Genomic DNA, 20,095 nt, shown 5'->3' on the forward strand with positions numbered 1-20,095 from the left:
TTATACGCATTCTGTTCAAACATGGAAACAATCAGCCCTCGGCTAGCCAAAATTTGGGTAATAAAAAACCAGTCCGACAGTTGCCGACCTGGCCCTTTACCTATTAAATAATTAATTGTAATTACTTAACAGCATCCTTTAAAGCTTTACCTGGCTTGAATGCAGGTACTTTGCTTGCTGGGATTTGGATTTCTTGTCCAGTTTGTGGGTTACGGCCCTTACGAGCTGCACGTTCACGTACTTCAAAGTTACCAAAGCCGATCAATTGAACCTTTTCGCCTTTTGCTAACGTTGCTTGGACAGAATCGAATACTGCATCAACTGCAGCAGTTGCGTCCTTTTTAGTTAAACCCGTTGCAGTTGCAACGTCGCTAACCAATTGTGCTTTGTTTGCCATGTTTGAATTCACCTCCTGCAATGAAGATTAGATGAATGCCATCTAGTAGTCATTTTTGAGTGGTCCAAAAATGATGAAACAAATACGGTCAACCGCATCATTTCTTAATCAAAGATAGCACAGGAAGCCTTATATGACAAGGGATAACGCCATTTTTTAGCAATTATCCACTATTTTTACGATTTTTGATGAGAAATGGGCCCAAATCGGCCTTAGAGTAGGTCTAAGCCCACCTTTTTCTACTTTCGTGCCCGTTCGATCAGATGGATGGGTGTCCCCTCGAAATCGAAATGTTCGCGGATTTGATTTTCCAAGAATCGTTCGTAGGAGAAGTGCATCATCTTCGGATCGTTGACAAAGACCACAAAAGTTGGTGGTGCCACGGCCACTTGGGTCGCATAGTAAACCCGCAGCCGCTTCCCGTTGTCGGAAGGCGTTGGGTTCAGCGCAATCGCGTCCATCACCACGTCGTTCAAGGTTGCGGACTGCACCCGCTTGTTATGGTTCTCAGAAACCCGTTTGATCATGGCTGGCAATTGCTCCAACCGTTGGCCCGTCTTCGCCGAAACGAAGATAATCGGTGCGTAGCTCAGGTACTGGAACTCAATACGAATCAGGTTCTCAAAATCCGTCAACGTGTGGTTGTCCTTCTTCAGGGTATCCCACTTATTTACCAGGATAATGATCCCACGACCGGCCTCGTGAGCGTAACCCGCAACCCGCTTGTCTTGTTCACGAATACCTTCTTCGGCATTCATGACCATCAGGACAACGTCGGAATTGTCGATCGCCCGCATAGCCCGCATCACACTGTATTTTTCAGTGTTTTCGTAGACCTTACCACGCTTCCGAATCCCGGCCGTGTCCACCATCGTAAACTTGGTATCATCGGCCGTAAACTTGGTGTCAATAGCATCACGGGTCGTCCCGGCAACGTCGGAAACAATCACCCGGTCTTCACCAAGAATGGCATTAACCAGTGAGGATTTTCCCACATTGGGGCGACCAATCAGACTGAAGCGAATGGAATCATCCTTAGGTGCACCGGTATCGTCAGGGAATTCCTTAACGACGGCATCCAACAAGTCACCCAAGCCCAAACCATGGGCCCCGGAAACGGGGTAAGGATCGCCCAGTCCCAGTGAGTAGAAGTCATAGATAGACTCCCGAACCTCAGGATTATCCGCCTTATTAACGGCCAAGAGGACGGGTTTATTGGCCCGATACAAGATCTTAGCCACGTTCTCGTCAGCATCGGTGACTCCTTCAGGTGCACTGGTGATGAAGACAATCACGTCGGCTTCTTCAATGGCAATTTCTGCCTGTTGCGTAATTTGGGTAATAAACGGTTCGTCACTGAGGTCAATCCCCCCAGTATCAATCATCCGAAACTCGGTACCTAGCCATTCGGCCCGCGTGTAAATTCGGTCACGCGTCACCCCTGGCGTATCTTCAACGATTGAGATTCGTTCACCGGCGATCCGGTTGAACAGGGTCGATTTTCCCACATTGGGACGACCCACGATAGCGACTACTGGATAAGCCACGACAAATCCCTCCTTTTTCTTTCAAATCAATTTATATTTAAACTAACTGTTTGTCTGTGTGTCATAACGAACACCACTAACAAGTATCATAGTCTACACGACAAACCGCGGCCTGTCAAAGCAAGACCCGTCAACTTCTAACAGTTCTTTTGACAACAAAAGGGTTTGGAGCGAAACCAACAAAGTTCCGCGCCAAACCCTTCTTCAACCAAACATGTTAGTTGTTTTCGTTGTCTTCCATATCTTTCTTCAAGCTATCACCAATCAGATCGCCCAAAGAGAAACCGGTGCTTTCTTCTGGGGCGTTAGCCGTTGAAGTTTCAGCAGAGTTCCGGTTGTTACGACGACGGTTGTTGTTACCACCGTTGTTGTTCCGGCTCCGGTTATTGTTGTTGCTGTGGTTTTCGGAAGCTTCGTCACCAGATTGTGGCTTTTCTTCCAAGGCTTTGATAGACAATGCCAAACGGTGATCGTCTGGACGAACGTCTAAGACCTTAACCTTGATTTCTTGACCAACCTTCAGAACGTCAGCAGGCGTTGCGATGTGTTGGTGAGAAATTTGGGAAATGTGAACCAAGCCTTCAACGCCAGGGAACACTTCAACGAAGGCCCCAAAGCTCGTCAAACGCTTAACAGTACCGTCTAAGACGCTGCCTTGTGGGGCTTTGTCTTCGATACCATCCCAAGGTTCTGGTAAGGTTTGCTTGATAGAAAGGGAAATCCGGTCGCGGTCTGGGTCTACGGATAAGACCTTAACCTTAACTTCTTGGCCCACCTTCAAGACATCACTAGGCTTTTCAACCCGTTCAAAGGCGATTTCTGAAACGTGAACTAACCCATCAACACCACCAAGGTCGACGAAGGCACCAAAGTTGGTCAAACGTGCAACTTTACCTTCGACAATGTCGCCAGCCGTCAACTTAGCCATGATTTCAGCCTTTTGTGCGGCGCGTTCCTTTTCAACGATTGCACGATGAGAAAGGATTAAGCGGTTTTCGCTAGGTTCGATTTCGACAATCTTGAATTCCAGGGTTTGACCCTTGAATTGTGCCAAATCTTCAACGAAGTGGTCAGATACCATAGATGCAGGAACGAATCCACGCACACCAGCATCAACGACTAACCCACCCTTAACCACTTGGGTAACGGGTGCAGTCAACGTGTGACCTGCTTCGAATTCCTTTTGAATGTCGTCCCAAACCTTACGGGCTTCCAAACGACGTTGTGACAGTAAGTAACTGCCGCCTTCCTTGTCAGTACCAATACGAGAAATTACGACGAGGTCCATAACGTCCCCGACTTTAATTACAGAATTAATATCATCGACTGGCTTCGTGGAAAGTTCCTTCTTTGGAACAACCCCTTCAATTCCAGTGTCAGCAATACCGACGATTGCTTGTTGGTCGTCATCGATCGTTAAAACTTCACCCTTAACGACGTCACCGACTTTAACGTTATCGATGCTGTTTAAAGCATCTAATAATTCGTTATTTTCATTGTTTTGACTCGTGCCATTTTCACTCATGCGAATTTTTCCTCCTTGCGACAACTCTAAATACCATTTTAGCTGATTATGCTGCTAAAAGCTAGTAAATTGCCTATTTCTATAGGGATTCTTTTTCTTGGATGATTTCAGCGATCCGATCAGCCACTTCTTGGATGGACATTGACGTCGTATCGAGACGAATGGCGTCCGCTGCTTGGGTCAGTGGTGAAATCTTCCGGGTTGAATCTTTGCGGTCACGTTCTTCAATCTCGTGCTTTAACGTGGCTAACGGGGTATTGATCCCCTTGGCCGCGTTATCCTTCAGGCGACGTTGCGCGCGTTCATCCACGCTGGCCACCAAAAAGATCTTAACTTCGGCGTGTGGCAATACCGTAGAGCCAATGTCGCGACCATCCATCACGATACCACCAGCATCGGCGATCTGCCGTTGACGTTCGGTCAATTCCGTCCGAACAGCGGATAAGGCAGAGACTTGTGAAACGGCATTTGTGACATCCGGTTGGCGAATGGCCAAGGTGACTTCGGTATCATCGACAAAGACCTTCTGAACGGGTGTCCCGGGTTCAAACCGAATGGTGATCTGATCCAAGAGGTTCTTAACTGCAGCTTCATCGCCTAGGCCAACGCCCTCCTGCAACACTTTCCAAGTAATTGCCCGGTACATCGCTCCCGTATCACAATATATGTAGTGGAAACGTTGTGCAACAATCTTAGCGACCGTACTCTTTCCGGCCGAAGCTGGGCCGTCAATGGCGACCTGCAAACCTTGTTTATCCATGCAAACCAAACTCCCTATCAATTAATTAAAACCTATTTAACCCGTAACTTCTGGCCAGGATGCAAGGATGCACCCGAAGAAAGACCATTCAGTTGCAATAACTTGTCAACGGAAATCCCAGCATTCGTGGCTACCCGGTAGACCCCTTGGCCAGATTCAACCGTGGCGTACTTCTGACCAGACGTCGCACTACTCGTTGACGTGCTGCTGACACTACTGCTTGAAGCGACTGCCGAACTACTGTGACTGGTGGTAGCCGAAGAACTGCTAGTCGTCTTAGCCGAACTAGCAGTCGTGGTCGATGTCGTTGATTTCTTGCTACTTGCCGAAGAAGTGGTCTTCTTCGATGATGCTTTCTTGCTTGATGATTTATCGGAGCTCTTGGCCTTCTTAGAAGATGAGCTGGATGAACCCGCTGCTACCTTCTCCGTATTTTGTGGCCGGTTAACCGCACTCTGGCGGGCCAGTCCATAGACCAACGAGGCTGCCGCAATCACGATGATAATGGCCACGAGAATAATGGTGACCATGGTGTTGCTATGATTTTGTCGCCGCATTTTCGTTCGTGACAGGTTACCCTGATCGTCGCGATCATCAGCAAACGAAGAATCCCACGGATGGGACTCTTGCTCCTTCGACGTTTGATCGTCACGCTTTTGACTCATCATCTAACCTCCCTGAAAAACTTTCAACCGTAATTGTACCATACCAGCTAGCTGAATTCTCTAAATTCTTCTTAAAATAACCGGTGTAATCGTGCCCGCCAATCGTCCACTGAGTCTACCGGGGCCGTTTTAGCCTTAGCCAGCAGTCCTAGTTGTGCTAAATCCGGGGACATCCCCGCCGGTGCACAACAATCCGCTTGATGCTCAGGGCTCTGTTCGTCAAACGCCTGTAGCCAATTGTGTCGCAAACAGTGCGGTTCTCGCACGTACGCCAACATTTGTGCCAGTGCCCGATTACGTTCGCGTTCGCGGCGACTAAAGAGCTGGATCACGGCCGCCTCGCTAATCCCATGCCGGCGGTAAAATGCCAACAGGGCAATGGCCGCATCCTCCTCGCTAAACGCCTGCGGTCGCGCATAGTAGCGGTGAATGGTCTCCGCCTCCGGCCGGTTAGCCTGCCCCAACATCAGGGGCAATTGTTCATCCCCGCTGGCATAGAGCAGAATGGCAATACTCTGCTGTCCATCTCGACCGGCCCGACCAATCTCCTGCGCATAGCTTTCAAAGTCGGCCGGCAAATGATAATGAATCACGTAACGCACATCGTTCTTGTCGATTCCCATGCCGAATGCACTGGTCGCACAGATCACATCCAGCTGATCCGCCATAAATTGCTGCTGAATCTTAAACCGATCCTCGCTACTCAGCCCCGCATGGTACGCCGCAACACGAGCACCCGTTTGCTGTTGCAGACTCAACGCCGTATCGGTCGCCTGCTGCTTGCTGGAAAAGTACACCACACCCGGCCCCTGCATCTGGCCCACCAGTTGGGTCAATCGTTCCTGTTTCTCCGGTTCATTCTCGACGTGTTCAACATCCAAAAAGATATTGGGCCGGTCAACGGACTCGGCCACAATTTGAGGCTGACTACGCAGTTGCTTGGCGATCTCTTGACGTGTCGTCTGCCCCGCCGTTGCCGTCAGCATCAAGGTCAGCGGTTGCTGCAATTGCGACCGAATCGCGCCCAACAACAGATACTCCGGCCGAAAGTCTGGGCCCCACTGGACGATACAGTGCGCCTCATCAATCACCAGTAGTCCCAGCTGCAGCTGCTTGATCTGCGCCAACATCTGCGGTTGTGCCAGCATCTCCGGTGACATGAAGAGAAACTGATAATCCCCCAGATGCCGCAAGATTTCCTGACGCTCCGAATAACTGGTCAGGGAGTTAATCGCGGCTGCCCGGCGAAACCCGGCCATGTGCATCCGGTTCACCTGATCATTCATCAATGACAGTAAGGGCGAGATAATTAAGACACAGCCCGGATGGCGATACCCATACAACTGATAAATTAAGGTCTTGCCCGCGCCCGTGGGTAAGACGGCCAGCGTATCTTGCCCCGCTTCTAGTGCCGTTAGTGCCGCTGCTTGGCCAGAGCGAAACGTGTTGAAGCCGAATACTTTTTCAAGACTCGTGGTTAATGGCTCAAGCATCTTCTACACCTCGCTTATCGCACCAAATCGCATATAGTCGAAAATAAAAGAACGCATACCGATCCTGTAGTGCCTGGGGCATGGCCGTATATTGCCAGTCATCAATCGGTCCCGTCAAGACATTCGCAAATTCTTGTCGCATGGTAGGCGTCAGAATCCAGTCATAGGGAAACTGATCGCGAGGCAACAGAATCGCGGCCTCCAGAAGGTGTTCTCGTGCCGTACTTGGCTTAATCCTTCGTGCCGCCGCAATCTGTTCCAAGCTACGCCCTTGCCCCATGGCCGCCAGCGTCTGTTGGGCACTGCGCGTCACTGGCGAACGCCAAACCGACCGTAGTAGTCTGGTTAGTGGCTGGTCTTCCGCCTGGGCATCACCCGCAATCTGCATCACCCCATCTAGTTGCATCAGGGTGATCTCCCACGGCGTCCGTTGCTGCTCTCTGGCCAGTTGTTCCGCCGTCAGTCCGGGTTGCTGATAACCCGTAAACAGCGCCGTGACCACGCTGGCCGTTGCTTCCGGCAACTGTTCTAAGCTCTTTTGCAGTGACACGAACGTTTGTTCGGATAGCCGAGCACTCTTCACTTGATAAAACCACCGGCGCACCGCCTGACGCGTCTCGAGATCTGTCGTCAACGGATAATAGCGTTTGGTAGAATGCGCGTACTGGCTCACGACCTGCACGGCCAGCAAGATTCGTTGTCTCGCCGCCATCAGATCGAGCTGACTCCAGGTGGCTTGTGTCTGAGGCTGATAATAACGGGTCTGCGCCTGGGCGGCTTGTCCTGCTGGCGAGAGACGAATCTGATCGGGTGTTTCGCCCACCGTAATGAAACCCCGCTGTTGCAACTCACGCGCCGGCGCATCCAGGGCGCCTCGAGGCAGCTTCTTAGCCAAGCCTACCAGGTATAGCAAGTGATAGCGTTGTCCCCAATACAGGGTCGACACCGTCTTCCGTTCCCGCAGGAGGTTTTCAATCACCCGGAGACGGCGAAACTGCTGCTGATCGAGTAAGGCCAATAGGTCCGCCGCTTCCATAATCCCGCTTCCTTCCGTTTTTAAACTGTTCCTAGTTTACCATACGAAAAGGGCTGGCAGCGCGCCAGCCCTTCATTTCAATTCAATTTCCAATTAGTGTGGTTATGACAGCGTGTGCTTGCGTAACCAGGGCGCCATTCGCCGATTAAGCAGGATGAACAGGATACCCAGGACAATTCCCTTAATCAGATTAAAGGGAATCACACCGAATAAGATGAGCTTATTAACGGGTAATCCCAGTGACATCCCCCAGACCTTTAGATACAGGGGCGTAATGATCCACCAGTTAGCCAGTGACAGCACCAAGGTCAGACTCAACGTCCCAACAATGACCGCCACTACCTGCCGTTTAAACGTCCACTTGTGACGCCGTAACACCGCACTGATCGGCAAAACCAGTGCTAGGTCCGCAATGAATGCCGTCAAAACACCGATAAAGTTCACGATGTCCAGCCCCGTTGTGACAAAGTACAAGAGCTCCTTAATCGCAGCAATTGTCACCGCCCCGACTGGTCCAAAGATACCTAACCCTAGCAACACGACCAGATCACTCAAATCGAGTTTCATGTAGGGGACAATCGGGATGATGGGGATCGACACAAACATTAAAATATAAGAGACCCCCGCAAACAATGCCATCTCGACCATGGCACGAACACTTAACCCCTTCTGACTACTTTCCATGAGACTAATTCCTCCTTGCGGCCATCTCAGTGACGCGACCCTACGAAAAAAGGCCTCGCCACAGAAGAGCAAGACCTTGGAGTTTACGTCTAAATTAATCTACGCAAAAAGCAACGTCTCATCTTCTGCATACCAGACTATACTGTCGGTTCCGGAGTTGCACCGAATCAACCGCTCGCGCGGGTCGCGGACTTTACCGCCGGTCGGGAATTACACCCTGCCCTGAAGATGAACCTTAAATTTTTAGTACACCTTTAATGTACTAAACGAACCAACGCCTGTCAACAATTTGCCTCAGGCCAAACCCGTCAACCGCCGGAGTTCCTTGACCTCTTCTGGTTTCAGATTCCGTGCATCACCGGGTTGAAGCCCCTTTAACGTCAAGAAGCCATACTCTTCACGTTTCAGCTTTTCCACGGGACACCCAATCGCATCCAGCATCTTCTTAACTTGATGGTTCTTACCTTCGTGAATCGTTAACGACACGATGGCAATCTTTTTCTTGTCATCGGTACTTAAGATCTTGGCCTTAGCTGGGGCATACGTGATCTTATCCACCGTAATCCCCTGACGCAACTGCCGCAGCGCATCATTCGTGGGAATCCCCGTAACCCGTGCCACGTAGGTCTTTTCCACCTCATACTTGGGGTGCGTTAACCGGTTGGCTAATTCGCCATCGTTGGTCAACAAGATTAAGCCTGACGTGTCGTAGTCCAACCGGCCCACTGGGTAGACCCGTTGACTCACATTGTCGACCAAATCGACCACGGTCTTCCGGCCCTTTTCGTCATTGGCCGTTGAAATCACGCCGCGTGGCTTATATAACATCATATAAACGGGGGCCTCACTGGTCGTAGGGACACCGTCCACGAGAATCTTATCGTGCACACTGACCTTCGTTCCCAGTTCCGTCACCACGGTTCCGTTAACCTTCACGCGACCGCTCATAATTAATTTTTCTGATTGGCGCCGTGAAGCCACACCATCGTGGGCTAAAACTTTTTGTAATCGTTCCATTTAGGTTTCATCTCCTGATTCTCCTGATTGGTTCAGCTGCTGGTTAAAGGCTTGTAAGAAGAGGTCGCCCCCGTCCCCATCACTCTGCTCACTCGGATTAGCAGCAGCGGGAAGCGGTGGCAGTTCAGACAGTTGTTTCAAGCCAAAGTAGTCGAGAAAGTAAGCACTGGTCCGGTACAGCTTAGGCCGTCCCGGTTCATCCAACCGACCAGCGTCCTCAATCAAGCGTCTTAAAACGAGCTTTTGGACCGTCGAAGCGCTCTGAACGCCCCGAATCTCATCCACTTCAATTCTGGTAATTGGCTGACGATAGGCAATGATCGCCAATACTTCTAGGGAGGCTGGTGACAGGCTGGTGCTCAACGGATTCTCGAAATACCGTTTAACCAGGTCGCCGGCCGCTTCCTTGGTCACGAGGCGGTAAGTAGTGTCGTTCACCATCAGCTCTAACGCCGAGTCCTGATCGGCAACGTACTTCTGTGCCAAGCGCTCCAATGTGGCTAAAATTGCCGGTCGTAGTAAGCCGGTTGCCGCGGACAAATCCGCGACCGTGATCCCTTCGTCACCACTGACGAACAGGAGGCTTTCAATCTGTGCTAGAGGTGACATCCGTGGCATACCGTCCTTTCAAACGTAAAAAGTTAATCTGTAGGGGCACCAGCCGACTGACCTGTTGCAGGCCAACCTGACGTTGCCGCGCCAGCTCCAGCACCGCTAGAAACGTGGTCACAATCTCGGCCAGCACGGGCGTTTGCCCAATTAGCTGTTCAAAGCTCACTGGTCCGTGGCTCTGTTCCAATCGGGTCAACACTGTGGCCATCTGGTCCTTAATCGTGTAATGGGCCTGTTGAATGCTCTGGGTAACGGGCTTGGCGACCATTGCGCGATGGACCAACTTGGCCAACGCTGCCTGCAAATCCGCCGTTTCAATGCCGGGTGCGACCGTCAGCGCGACCGAATCGGGAACGGCCATTGCGGGCCGGGTAAAGTGTTGCTGACGAGCCTGTGCCCGTTCCTTCAACACCTGAGCCGCCTGCTTATACCGTTGATACTCCAGCAACTGATTGACCAGGTCCTCTCGAGGATCCCCGGCGTCATCCTCATCACTGGGTTCTAACGTCTGGGGCTTAGGCAAAAGCAATTTCGCCTTAATTGCCATTAAATTGGCCGCCATCACGAAGTACTCCCCGGCAACGTCCAAACGCAGGGTCTGCATCTGATGCAAGTAGTCCAGGTACTGACTGGTGATGGTGGCAATCTGAATATCATAAATAGACATTTCATTCGTTTTAATCAAGTGAAGCAATAAATCTAGTGGCCCCTCAAAGTCACTGACCTGAATCAGTGGTTGGCCGCTTGCTGTGGCTTTGTCCATGGTGATACTCCCATTTCGCAATAATCTTGGCTGTGGAGAGCGTCCCCATCAGTCGTTTCGTTGGTAATAACGTGGCCAGTTGATCCAACAACTGCCACGTATTCTCAGTCAGGTCCTTATCCGGCATCAGCGTCACGAGACGCACAATCAGATAGTCTCCCTGAATCTGCGTCCCCACGGCACCGGCAAAATCATCACGATCGTCCTTCCACAAATACAGCGTCCGATCGTCACCGCCCTGATACCACGCCAATTCCCGCTGCAGACGATCCCAGTCCTTAAAACTGGGCATCAAGCTGAGCATTCCCATCGCGATTTTTTGATAATCACTCCGATATTTCAGTAACATGCTGTGCCTCCGTTAAATCGTCTCCATACTCTACCACACTTCACCCCACCAAGGCTAGGCGCGAGGATGGTATTGGTCATAAACCGAAACCAGCCGCTTTTTAGAAATGTGGGTATAAATCTGCGTGGTCGTGATGTCCGCGTGGCCCAGGAGTTCCTGAACCACCCGCAAATCCGCGCCATTTTCTAAGATATGGGTCGCAAATGAATGCCGCAACGTATGGGGCGTCACGTCTTTTTGAATATCCGCCAACGCCACATAGTGCTTAATCTTCTGCCAAATGGCCTGCCGCGACAGACCGCCGCCGTGAGCATTCAAAAACAGATAGGGACTGGTACGCTGCTTGAGCAGAACGGCCCGACTGTGGGCCAAGTACCGATTAATCCAGTCCGTGGCCACATCGCCAATCGGGATAATCCGTTCCTTATCGCCCTTACCCAACGTCTGAATGAGCCCCATCTCCAGGTGAAGGTCGGCTAACTTCAGGTGAACCAGTTCGCTGACACGCAGACCTGTAGCGTACATGACCTCCAAAATGGCCCGGTCACGCAACCCATACTTGGTTGAGGTATCCGGCGCCGCTAGCAAGCGGTCAACCTCGGCCACGGTTAAGACCGCTGGCAAGTGTTCGGCGTGCTTAGGGGCCGCGATATTGGCCATCGGGTTAACCGTCAGCTGATGCGTCTGAACCAGATAACGATAGAATTTACGCAACGCCGAAACGGCATGAATCACGGAGTTCCGCGATTTGCCACTCGTCGTCAACGCGCTCAGATAGTTCATCACGTTCAGCCGATCGACCTGCAAGAAACTCATGACCTGCTGTTCGGTCAGATACGCCGCAAAGTTATGCAGTTCCTGGGTGTAACTTGTCACCGAATTCTTGGCAAGTCCCTGTTCCACCGTTAAATAGTGGGCAAAGTCCACCGTCTGATCCGCCAGCTCGGTCATCCGTGTCCCTCCTAGTCCTTCGGTTGTGCCTCAGTGGCAACTAGCCACAATTGACCGTCGTGTTGCGTAATTTTCCGGGCCTTCAAGAGATGACCAATGGCTCGCTTGAATTGTCCCTTGCTGATCCCAAAGTAAGCCTTGATGGCTGCTGGATCGCTCTTATCGCTAAAGTCGAGATGACCGTCCTCGCTGTGTTCCAAGGCAGCCAATAACATGGCTGAGTCATCATCAATGGCTTCATAGGTCCGTGGCCGCAATGACAAGTTAAGGGTCCCGTCATCGTGAACCCCAATGACCCGCGCATGCAGTTCTTCACCTAAACGAGGCTCCGTTTCCCGCTCTGAGGGGTGAATAAAGCCCAATTCGTAGTGGTCCGTCATGACGCGTGTTCCCACCAGCTTCAACTGATACGAACGAACAATCACGTTCGAGTTCTGCATGATCTTCTTAGCGGGTTGCGCAATGGCGGCATAGATGTCTCCATCGGCCAATACTCCCCAAAGACGATGCTTGTTGTCCTCACGTAGCGCGATCAACAAACGATCCCCCTGCTGTGGCCACAATTCCATCATGTCAGGAAGATCATCCAATGACACGACAATATCTTTGTTGGGTAAGCCCACATCGACGAAAACACCCAACGTCCGCTGTGTCCGAACCACCGTACCGAAACCATAGTGATCCACTTGAACTTGGGGGGCGTCCCGTGTAATCTGCATCTCATGATTTTCATTTTCATAAGCAAACCCCTTAAAGTTAGAGCCTAACTTTAGTGGTTTCTTGATCTCTGCCTTGTCCAGCCGGAAGGTGGTCCCTGCAACTTGGACGTAATAATCATTTTCATTTTCATCGGTAACTTTTCCCGCGATGATGCGGCCTAATAGTTCTTCCATAATCTCCTCAATTCTACTGGTTACCCAGTCTACCGTTCAAAGTGTCTAGCCCTTATTTTACACGGAAACCACCCAACTAGCGAGCCTTAATCTCACAAATTTACGCAGGGCTGGGAAAACCTGCTGCCGCGCCATATGGGTAACCCGGTCCGTTCTGCCTCGCTCTTCCCATTAGTGAGCGTTAACAACGACAGCAGGGTGGTCGGAACCTGGCCGATGTTGATGGTGCCGAAACGCGGGACAGCAAAAAACGGACCCCCGACAGAGGGTCCGTTTTTCATAACAGGTTTATCTCTTATTAAAGCGCGTTGGAAGCACCGTGGTAAACGATACCGCGACGTGAGTCAACGGTGATCAATTCGCCATCGGAGATCTTGTCGCTGGCACCAGTAGCACCAACGATAACAGGAATCCCCATGGAAATCCCAACAACAGCAGCATGAGAAGTCAACCCACCGTTTTCAACGATAACGGCGCTAGACTTTTCGATGGCTGGCAAGTAGTCCTTGTCGGTGTTCTTGGCAATCAAGATACCACCTTCAACAACCTTTGCATTTGCGTCAGCAGCGGAGTTTGCGATAACGGCCTTGCCGATTACCGTGTCATCACCGACACCTTGGCCTTGAACTAACTTTGAACCGATCAATTGGATCTTCATCAAGTTAGTCGTGCCGCGTTCGCCAACGGGAACACCGGCAGTGATTAAGATTAAGTCGCCTTCCTTGGCCAAACCAGTTTCAACGGCCTTGGCAGCAGCTAAATCAAACATTGCGTCAGTGTTAGCAGGCTTTTCGGTAACGATTGGGTAAACACCCCAGTTAACCATCAAGCCACGACGAGTGCGGTCGTCAAAGGTAACAGCTAAGATATCAGCATTTGGCCGGTACTTAGAAATCATCTTTGCAGTGTAGCCGGATTCCGTAGCAGCAACGATGGTCTTAACGCCCAATTCGTTAGCAACACGGGCAACGGAAGCACCGATGGATTCAGTAACGTCACCGTTATCGAAGTCCAAGTTGTCACGGCCAAATTCTGCCAAAGCATTTTCAGCCTTGATGTCGATCCGGTTCATAGTTGCAACGGATTCTACAGGGTATTCACCGTTAGCACTTTCACCAGAAAGCATGGTTGCGTCAGTACCATCAAAGACGGCGTTAGCAACGTCAGAAGCTTCGGCACGCGTAGGACGTGGGTTTTCTTGCATGGAGTCTAACATTTGGGTAGCAGTGATAACTGGCTTGCCTAAGATGTTACACTTCTTGATCAAAGCTTTTTGTACCAAAGGTACGTTTTCCGTAGGAATTTCGACACCCATGTCACCACGAGCAACCATCAAACCATCGGAAACCTTGATGATGTCATCAAAGTTGTTGATACCTTCTTGGGATTCGATCTTAGGGAAGATTTGAACGTGTTCCATGTGCTTTTCTTCGAGGAGTTCACGGATGTCCATGACATCTTGTGGCTTACGAACGAATGAAGCAGCGATGAAGTTGATTTCGTGGTCCAAACCAAAACGAATGTCATCGGAGTCCTTTTCAGTGATCCCTGGTAAGTTGATGGAAACGCCAGGAGCGTTAACACCCTTACGGGAACCTAAGACACCATCGTTTTGAACCTTAACAACTAATTCCTTAGTTGCGTCATCTTTTGATTCAACGACAGTATCTAATAAACCATCATCGAATAAGACGTGGCCGCCTTCGTGGACATCATCGTATAAACCAGGGTAGGTCACAGCGATCTTGTCCTTGGTACCTTCGAGTGATGCATCCATGGAGATCCGGAATACGTCGTCGGTATGGAAGTCAAGCTTGCCACCCTTTTCAACAGTCGTCCGAATTTCGGCACCCTTAGTATCTAACATGATACCAACGGTCTTACCAGTAATCTTTTCAGCCTTGTGGACCTTTTCCAAACGGTCTAAATGTTCTTCATGGTCACCGTGTGAAAAGTTGAACCGGAAGATGTTGGCGCCAGATTCGATTAACTTAACAATCGTATCAACGTCAGTACTTGCAGGACCAAGGGTACTTACGATCTTGGTTTTCTTCATTAGAAAAATCTCTCCTTTAGAATTGGCCGAAACGGTTGACCAATCTCGTTAAAAATTGGCACGCCAAAAGTTTCGGCTCAAATTTGATTCCAAAATTATTCTATCACTTTTAAAAATCTATGTCTGCTATGTTTACCGATTTTTCGGCACTTTGTGCACAATTTCTCGAAGTAAGCGTTTTCCCCGTCCTAACAACGTTGAAAACTCACACAAAACTAGTTGTTTTATAACTAAATAGTTATTGTAAAAATAATTTAGCCCGACCAAAAAAGGTGATTCCCGTGGGACCTATTTTTCAAGCTCACGGTGGCCCCTGAAAAATAAGCCCATTTGACTGGCGAAAATTGATGTGCATTTTTCATCGGCAAACCAACGCTTTTTGACCCAGCTTTCCAATAAAAAATTGCCACCCCTCTAACCGGATGGCAATTCTCGAAGGTGTGTTATTCAGCCAGCTAAAGACTGAAAATCCTAAAATACTGATAATGCCTGTTCTAACGAAAGCGGACCTAAAACTGGGCACCCCAGTGGTTTCTTCGCCTTACCGGTCGGCAGATATGGACTGGAACGGTGCGGGCACAACTTGAAGCCTCGAAAGAACCGAGTCTACAAGCTTGGCCTTCTTCTAAGCTGGAATACCACCAGCTAAGAAGAACGACGCGCCTGAGCCCATATCTGCCGACCTCTCGGCTTACACGGCGTTCTTAGACGACTGCGGTAATAACTGCAGCAGTCGTTATTGATTGGAACAAAAATACTAGCTGCCAACGTTTTTCAACTATTTTCGTGATAAACCACAATCAGAGCCGGAGGAGGCCAGGGATGGCCCCATCCGTGAATGTGGTGTTAACTGGCGTTTTTTAGCCAGTTTACAGCACGGACGACTTTGGAGACACGGGTTCTTCGTGGCTCCAAAGCGAGCGAGAAGACTGGTGCTTTTCCAGTCTGAAGCGTCCCCACAGCAGGCGGAATCCCTGGCAGCCGGAGTGCGTCAAATTTAGTCGAATTTAATGGCGTAAATGCCTATCGGTGCTGGGACTAGACAAACATTTTGTCTTTTACCTTTTGCCAAGCAACTGGTCGTGTCTAAGCCTCAACCGGAATCGTGAAGCCCAGTTCGGCGATGTCCTGATCAAAGGTCTTAACCGTATCAACCGACACCTGAAAGGCATCCTTGCCGAATTTGTCGAGCTTGTTCAGGATCTTGGGTGGCACCGTGATGATGTCACAGCCCGTCTCGTCGGCCTGAACCACGTTAATAGATTCCCGCGTGCTGGCCCAGAGCAATTCCACATTGGCCTTCGCGTGGCACAGTGCGGCTGACTGCTTCATCATAGGCATCGGATCAACCCCGGTATCCGCAATCCGGCCAGCAAAGACGGAAACAATTCCCCCAGTCTTAGGGTTCAAGGCATCCACGGCCAACTTCACTTCATGCAAGGTGGTAATTGCCGTGACGTTGACCTGCACGCCAGCATCGGAGAGGGCCGTGATCACAGCGGTGTTATCATCCCCACTCGCCCGAATGATTGGTACCTTAACCGCCACGTGCTTACCCAAGCCGGCCAACACCTTGGCTTCGGCCAGCATGCGTTCCGGCGTGTTACCGAAGACTTCAAAACTGATCGATTGGTCCGGGAACGTTGCCACGGCTTCCTTCGCAAAAGCCAGGTAGTCCGTAATTCCCGCGGCCTTCATTAAGCTCGGATTCGTCGTAAATCCTTCGACTAGGCCTTTAGCAGCCACGGCCTTCATATCGGCTAATTGCGCACCATCGGAATAAACTTTAACGTTTAATTTCATTAAAAAATACCTCCAGAGTAGAATATCTCGTTCATTGGTATATATAATACAGAACTTGATATAAATAGTCTAGAGGTATTTTTAACTAAATTGGTCTATCCATTTTCATAAACCACGTTTCCCGTTCCCATCAAGCGTTCCAACGCCGCCTTCAACTGCGGGTCGGCACGGAGCCACTGGGTCTTGGGTAACAAGCGTTTCTGATCATTTTGGGGCTGATAAACGATCACCGGTACCGGTCCCACGTTGGCCGTCAATAGCTGGGCCAGCTGCTGAGCAACTGGACGTTGGTCATGATTCTCATCCACCCGAATGAACCAACGCGCACCCTTTTTAGCGGTTGGTGCGGTCGTTTGCTGTAAGTTTTCCGCCAGATCGAGGCGATCCGCCACAATCTGAAGCCCCCGCTGTTGTTCCACTTTCCCCCGTACCACAATCACCTGATCGGTTTTTAGCCAGTCACTGACGGTTCGGTATTGGTTAGGGAAGATGGTGATGCTAACGTCGGCGGTCTCATCACTCCCGGTGACAAAGGCCATGGGTTCCCCGCGCTTGGTTCGGATGGTTCGGATCTTCGTGACGTAAACCACCACCGTCACCCGACCATTCACGGCCAGGTCACTGATGGTCACGGCATGCAGCCGCTCGGCCAACGCCTGAAACTGCGCGACGGGGTGCCCGGACAAGTACGCGCCGAGCACGGCTTCTTCCTGCGTTAATTTTGTCATCAGGTCAAAGTCCGGCTTATGGGCCACCTTGGGCGCTAACGCCGCAAATAATTCGACGTTATCCCCGGACAGCTCCACGGTACTCAGAAATTCCGGCAACGCCGCGATCAGTTCCGCGCGATTATACCCAAAATGGTCAAACGCCCCGGCATAGACCAACGCATTCAATAGGTCAGCCTTCCGATACTTGCTCTCGATCCGTTGCAGGAACTGATGGAGATCGCGATACGGGCCATGCTCGTGCCGATCCGCCAACAGTTCGCGCAGGAAGTCCCGCCGCACCCCTTTGATTGAACTCAGGCCAAAGATAATGGCCTGATCTCGCAGATTGAAGTACGCCGAGGACTGGTTAATGTCGGGGGGCAAAATGGTCACCCCGTGCCTCTTGGCTTCTGTCAGGTAGAGCTTGGTCTTCACCGGCACGTTAATCACCGAGTTCAGCAGGGCCGCATAGAACGGTCCCGGATAGTGGGCCTTCAGGTAGGCCAGTTGAAAGGCCAGCTTGCTGTAGGCCACGGCATGTGACCGGTTAAAGCCGTAGTTGGCAAAGCGATCCATGTAAGCAAAGACCTGTTCGGCCGTTTCTGCGGCGTATCCCAGTTGCTGGGCACCGCTGACAAACTTCTTTTGCATGGCGTCCATGGTCTGCTTCTTCTTTTTACTCATCGCCCGGCGTAACAGGTCGGCTTCCCCCAGTGTGAAGCCCCCCATGGTGCTGGCCACCTGCATGACCTGTTCCTGGTAGACCAGGACGCCATAGGTGGGGCCCAGGATGGGCTTCAAGGCAGCGGCCGCATAGGTGACCTGCTCCTTGCCCTCTTTACGTTTGATAAACGTATCGATGTTCTCCATTGGTCCCGGCCGGTACAGGGCATTGACCGCGGCCACCAGTTCAAAACTATCGGGCCGCAACTGACGCAACACCCGCTTAATCCCGGAAGATTCAAATTGAAATACCCCGTTCGTTTCCCCCTGGGCGAAGAGTTTCAGGGTCGCTGTATCGTTGAGATCAATGGCATTGATGTCCAGTGCTTGTCCCGTCTGTTTTCTCACGAGTGCCAGGGCATTGGCTAAGATACTGAGGTTCCGCAGGCCCAAAAAATCCATCTTCAACAGGCCGACTGCTTCAACCGTATCCTTGGGGTACTGCGTCATCAGGAGTGATCCCGCCCCCGGTTGCAAGGGCACCAGATCCGTTAGCGCGCCCTGACTCAAGACGATTCCGGCCGCATGGGTTGAGTAGTTTCTAGGCAAGCCCTCAAGCTTGCAGGCCGTGTCATATAGCAATTTATTTTTGGAACTGTCGGCCACCAAATTACGCAGTTTCTGTGACTGCTTGTAGGCCGCCGCCAGCGTGATGTGCAGTTGATTGGGCACCGCCGCACTCCAGTCGCTCATCTGATACGGGGCCATGCCCAACACGCGGCCCACGTCCCGCAGCGCGGCCTTAGTCGCCAACGTCCCAAAGGTGATGATCTGGGCTACCCGTGAATGGCCGTATTTGTCGTGCACGTATTGCAGCACCTGCTCGCGTTTGTCATCGGGGATATCCAGATCAATATCGGGCATCTGGGCCCGCTCTTCATTCAAGAACCGTTCGAACAGGAGATTATAGGCGAGCGGGTCCACCTCCGTAATCGCCAGCACGTAAGCCACCAGCGACCCGGCAGCGGAACCCCGCCCCGGACCCGTCTGAATGTGCGCCCGATGTGCAAAGTTCATCACGTCCCAGATAATCAAGAAGTAATCGTCAAACCCCATCCGGTGAATGACCCCTAACTCGCGTTCTAAGCGCTGCTGATAGGGCTTGCTATCCGTAATGCCATTCGCCGTCAGACGACGCTGTAAGCCAGCCACACACAGCTGACGCAGGTAATCTTGGGAGGCCTGCTGATCAGGCGTCGGAAATTGTGGCAACTGCGGCTGCCGAAACTTCAGGGTCACGTCACACGACGCCGCTAACTGTGCCGTGGCGGTCACCGCGTCGGCTAATCCGGCATGTTCAAAACGTTCCACCTGTTCCGCTGCCGGCCGTAGCCAGTGTGTCCCTAGTGTTGCCTGAGCCGCTGGCAGATCTTCAATCACGGCACCGGCATCGATTGCCCGCAACACGGTCACGGCGAAGTGATCCTCACGATCGAGGTATTCGACCGGTGAGAGGCCCACCAATGGTGCCTGTGTTGCCTCTTGTAGCTGTGCTAACTGGTGTTGACTGGTTGTCGGTAAATCCGGACTAATGCCCACCGCCACACGTTCGGGGGCCCACTGCTGTAGCTGTTGGACGGTCTGAACGGCCGCCGGCACATCTTCAATTTCCAGTAGCTGATGAACCTCACTGTTTAGTGGCACGATCACGTCAAGATGCGTCAAATTAGCCGTTTGCTGACTCAAATCTACGGGAGCCGCTGCCACCTGATAGGCCGTGGACAACTGCATCAGCTGCTGGTATCCCGTAAAGTCACGGGCCAGGAAGACCAGCTCGGCCGGCTGCGTTGCATCCCCAATCGCCTGGGTTGTCAGCGTCAATCCCAGTATCGGTTTAATGCCCGCTGCACGACAGGCATTATAAAAGGCCACGACACCATACATGACGTTCTTATCCGTCAAAGCCAGGGTCGTGTAACCCCGATCCTTAGCCGTTTGAACCAACTCAGGAATTCGGTTGGTACTCTGTAGCAGGCTGTAGGTACTCATGACCTGTAATGGGACAAACATCCTGTCCACTCCTTTCGTCACCATCATTTATCGTTATTATACCAGAAAAAATGCCGGAATTCGTCAATCCGAACAAATGTTCTTTAGGCAATTTAGGGCTC

Annotated in this window: 17 protein-coding genes and 1 riboswitch; all 17 genes read right to left on the minus strand. The window is 51.2% G+C overall.

Features of this window, described 5'->3' with window-relative positions; all coding sequences use genetic code 11:
- Positions 1–121 precede the first annotated feature (121 nt).
- Positions 122–397, minus strand: coding sequence for an HU family DNA-binding protein (locus FD28_RS03360; protein ID WP_011667553.1), 276 nt, complete (start codon positions 395–397; stop codon positions 122–124).
- Between the two features lie 239 nt (positions 398–636).
- The gene (der, locus tag FD28_RS03365) at positions 637–1,944 is read right to left on the minus strand and encodes a ribosome biogenesis GTPase Der (RefSeq protein ID WP_057732584.1); all 1,308 of its coding nucleotides are present in this window, start codon (positions 1,942–1,944) and stop codon (positions 637–639) included.
- Between the two features lie 217 nt (positions 1,945–2,161).
- Entirely contained in the window at positions 2,162–3,469 is a 1,308-nt protein-coding gene (rpsA, locus tag FD28_RS03370) for a 30S ribosomal protein S1 (protein ID WP_057732586.1), read from the minus strand.
- Between the two features lie 79 nt (positions 3,470–3,548).
- Positions 3,549–4,229: a (d)CMP kinase gene (gene cmk / locus FD28_RS03375; protein WP_057732588.1), complete on the minus strand. Its 681-nt coding sequence runs from the start codon at positions 4,227–4,229 to the stop codon at positions 3,549–3,551.
- 32 nt (positions 4,230–4,261) lie between these two features.
- Positions 4,262–4,894 (minus strand): LysM peptidoglycan-binding domain-containing protein, encoded by a 633-nt coding sequence (locus FD28_RS03380; protein ID WP_057732591.1) that lies wholly within the window; start codon positions 4,892–4,894, stop codon positions 4,262–4,264.
- A gap of 71 nt (positions 4,895–4,965) precedes the next feature.
- Positions 4,966–6,387 (minus strand): RecQ family ATP-dependent DNA helicase, encoded by a 1,422-nt coding sequence (locus FD28_RS03385; RefSeq protein ID WP_057732593.1) that lies wholly within the window; start codon positions 6,385–6,387, stop codon positions 4,966–4,968.
- The gene (locus FD28_RS03390; RefSeq protein WP_057732594.1) at positions 6,380–7,423 is read right to left on the minus strand and encodes a helix-turn-helix domain-containing protein; all 1,044 of its coding nucleotides are present in this window, start codon (positions 7,421–7,423) and stop codon (positions 6,380–6,382) included. Before FD28_RS03390 ends, FD28_RS03385 begins: the two co-directional genes overlap by 8 nt.
- A 102-nt stretch (positions 7,424–7,525) precedes the next feature.
- The gene (locus tag FD28_RS03395; protein WP_057732596.1) at positions 7,526–8,107 is read right to left on the minus strand and encodes an ECF transporter S component; all 582 of its coding nucleotides are present in this window, start codon (positions 8,105–8,107) and stop codon (positions 7,526–7,528) included.
- 116 nt (positions 8,108–8,223) lie between these two features.
- Positions 8,224–8,341: riboswitch (FMN riboswitch) on the minus strand.
- 60 nt (positions 8,342–8,401) lie between these two features.
- The gene (locus FD28_RS03400) at positions 8,402–9,124 is read right to left on the minus strand and encodes a pseudouridine synthase (RefSeq protein WP_057732598.1); all 723 of its coding nucleotides are present in this window, start codon (positions 9,122–9,124) and stop codon (positions 8,402–8,404) included.
- A complete protein-coding gene (scpB, locus tag FD28_RS03405; protein ID WP_057732600.1) occupies positions 9,125–9,733 on the minus strand; it encodes an SMC-Scp complex subunit ScpB in 609 nt (202 codons plus the stop codon). It abuts the gene before it with no gap.
- Positions 9,711–10,499 (minus strand): segregation and condensation protein A, encoded by a 789-nt coding sequence (locus tag FD28_RS03410; protein ID WP_057732602.1) that lies wholly within the window; start codon positions 10,497–10,499, stop codon positions 9,711–9,713. Before FD28_RS03410 ends, scpB begins: the two co-directional genes overlap by 23 nt.
- Entirely contained in the window at positions 10,453–10,848 is a 396-nt protein-coding gene (locus FD28_RS03415; protein ID WP_057732604.1) for a hypothetical protein, read from the minus strand. Before FD28_RS03415 ends, FD28_RS03410 begins: the two co-directional genes overlap by 47 nt.
- Positions 10,849–10,902: 54 nt before the next feature.
- The gene (gene xerD / locus FD28_RS03420; protein ID WP_057732607.1) at positions 10,903–11,799 is read right to left on the minus strand and encodes a site-specific tyrosine recombinase XerD; all 897 of its coding nucleotides are present in this window, start codon (positions 11,797–11,799) and stop codon (positions 10,903–10,905) included.
- Between the two features lie 11 nt (positions 11,800–11,810).
- Complete coding sequence (locus FD28_RS03425) at positions 11,811–12,692, minus strand: CvfB family protein (protein ID WP_057732609.1); 882 nt, start codon at positions 12,690–12,692, stop codon at positions 11,811–11,813.
- Positions 12,693–12,990: 298 nt separating this feature from the next.
- Entirely contained in the window at positions 12,991–14,748 is a 1,758-nt protein-coding gene (pyk, locus tag FD28_RS03430; RefSeq protein WP_057732611.1) for a pyruvate kinase, read from the minus strand.
- A gap of 1,086 nt (positions 14,749–15,834) precedes the next feature.
- Positions 15,835–16,551, minus strand: coding sequence for a transaldolase (locus tag FD28_RS03435; RefSeq protein WP_057732613.1), 717 nt, complete (start codon positions 16,549–16,551; stop codon positions 15,835–15,837).
- 95 nt (positions 16,552–16,646) lie between these two features.
- Entirely contained in the window at positions 16,647–19,994 is a 3,348-nt protein-coding gene (gene dnaE / locus FD28_RS03440) for a DNA polymerase III subunit alpha (protein ID WP_057732615.1), read from the minus strand.
- Positions 19,995–20,095: the final 101 nt, after the last annotated feature.

It is taken from the genome of Levilactobacillus hammesii DSM 16381 (genome assembly GCF_001434395.1).
GTDB classification, from domain to species: Bacteria; Bacillota; Bacilli; order Lactobacillales; family Lactobacillaceae; genus Levilactobacillus; species Levilactobacillus hammesii.

Coding starts and splice junctions, on each gene's coding strand:
- FD28_RS03360 (WP_011667553.1), bottom strand. CDS start 397: ATGGCAAACAAAGCACAATTGGTTAGCGACGTTGCAACTGCAACGGGT.
- rpsA (WP_057732586.1), bottom strand. CDS start 3,469: ATGAGTGAAAATGGCACGAGTCAAAACAATGAAAATAACGAATTATTA.
- cmk (WP_057732588.1), bottom strand. CDS start 4,229: ATGGATAAACAAGGTTTGCAGGTCGCCATTGACGGCCCAGCTTCGGCC.
- FD28_RS03380 (WP_057732591.1), bottom strand. CDS start 4,894: ATGAGTCAAAAGCGTGACGATCAAACGTCGAAGGAGCAAGAGTCCCAT.
- FD28_RS03385 (WP_057732593.1), bottom strand. CDS start 6,387: ATGCTTGAGCCATTAACCACGAGTCTTGAAAAAGTATTCGGCTTCAAC.
- FD28_RS03390 (WP_057732594.1), bottom strand. CDS start 7,423: ATGGAAGCGGCGGACCTATTGGCCTTACTCGATCAGCAGCAGTTTCGC.
- FD28_RS03395 (WP_057732596.1), bottom strand. CDS start 8,107: ATGGAAAGTAGTCAGAAGGGGTTAAGTGTTCGTGCCATGGTCGAGATG.
- FD28_RS03400 (WP_057732598.1), bottom strand. CDS start 9,124: ATGGAACGATTACAAAAAGTTTTAGCCCACGATGGTGTGGCTTCACGG.
- scpB (WP_057732600.1), bottom strand. CDS start 9,733: ATGTCACCTCTAGCACAGATTGAAAGCCTCCTGTTCGTCAGTGGTGAC.
- FD28_RS03410 (WP_057732602.1), bottom strand. CDS start 10,499: ATGGACAAAGCCACAGCAAGCGGCCAACCACTGATTCAGGTCAGTGAC.
- FD28_RS03415 (WP_057732604.1), bottom strand. CDS start 10,848: ATGTTACTGAAATATCGGAGTGATTATCAAAAAATCGCGATGGGAATG.
- xerD (WP_057732607.1), bottom strand. CDS start 11,799: ATGACCGAGCTGGCGGATCAGACGGTGGACTTTGCCCACTATTTAACG.
- FD28_RS03425 (WP_057732609.1), bottom strand. CDS start 12,692: ATGGAAGAACTATTAGGCCGCATCATCGCGGGAAAAGTTACCGATGAA.
- pyk (WP_057732611.1), bottom strand. CDS start 14,748: ATGAAGAAAACCAAGATCGTAAGTACCCTTGGTCCTGCAAGTACTGAC.
- FD28_RS03435 (WP_057732613.1), bottom strand. CDS start 16,551: ATGAAATTAAACGTTAAAGTTTATTCCGATGGTGCGCAATTAGCCGAT.
- dnaE (WP_057732615.1), bottom strand. CDS start 19,994: ATGTTTGTCCCATTACAGGTCATGAGTACCTACAGCCTGCTACAGAGT.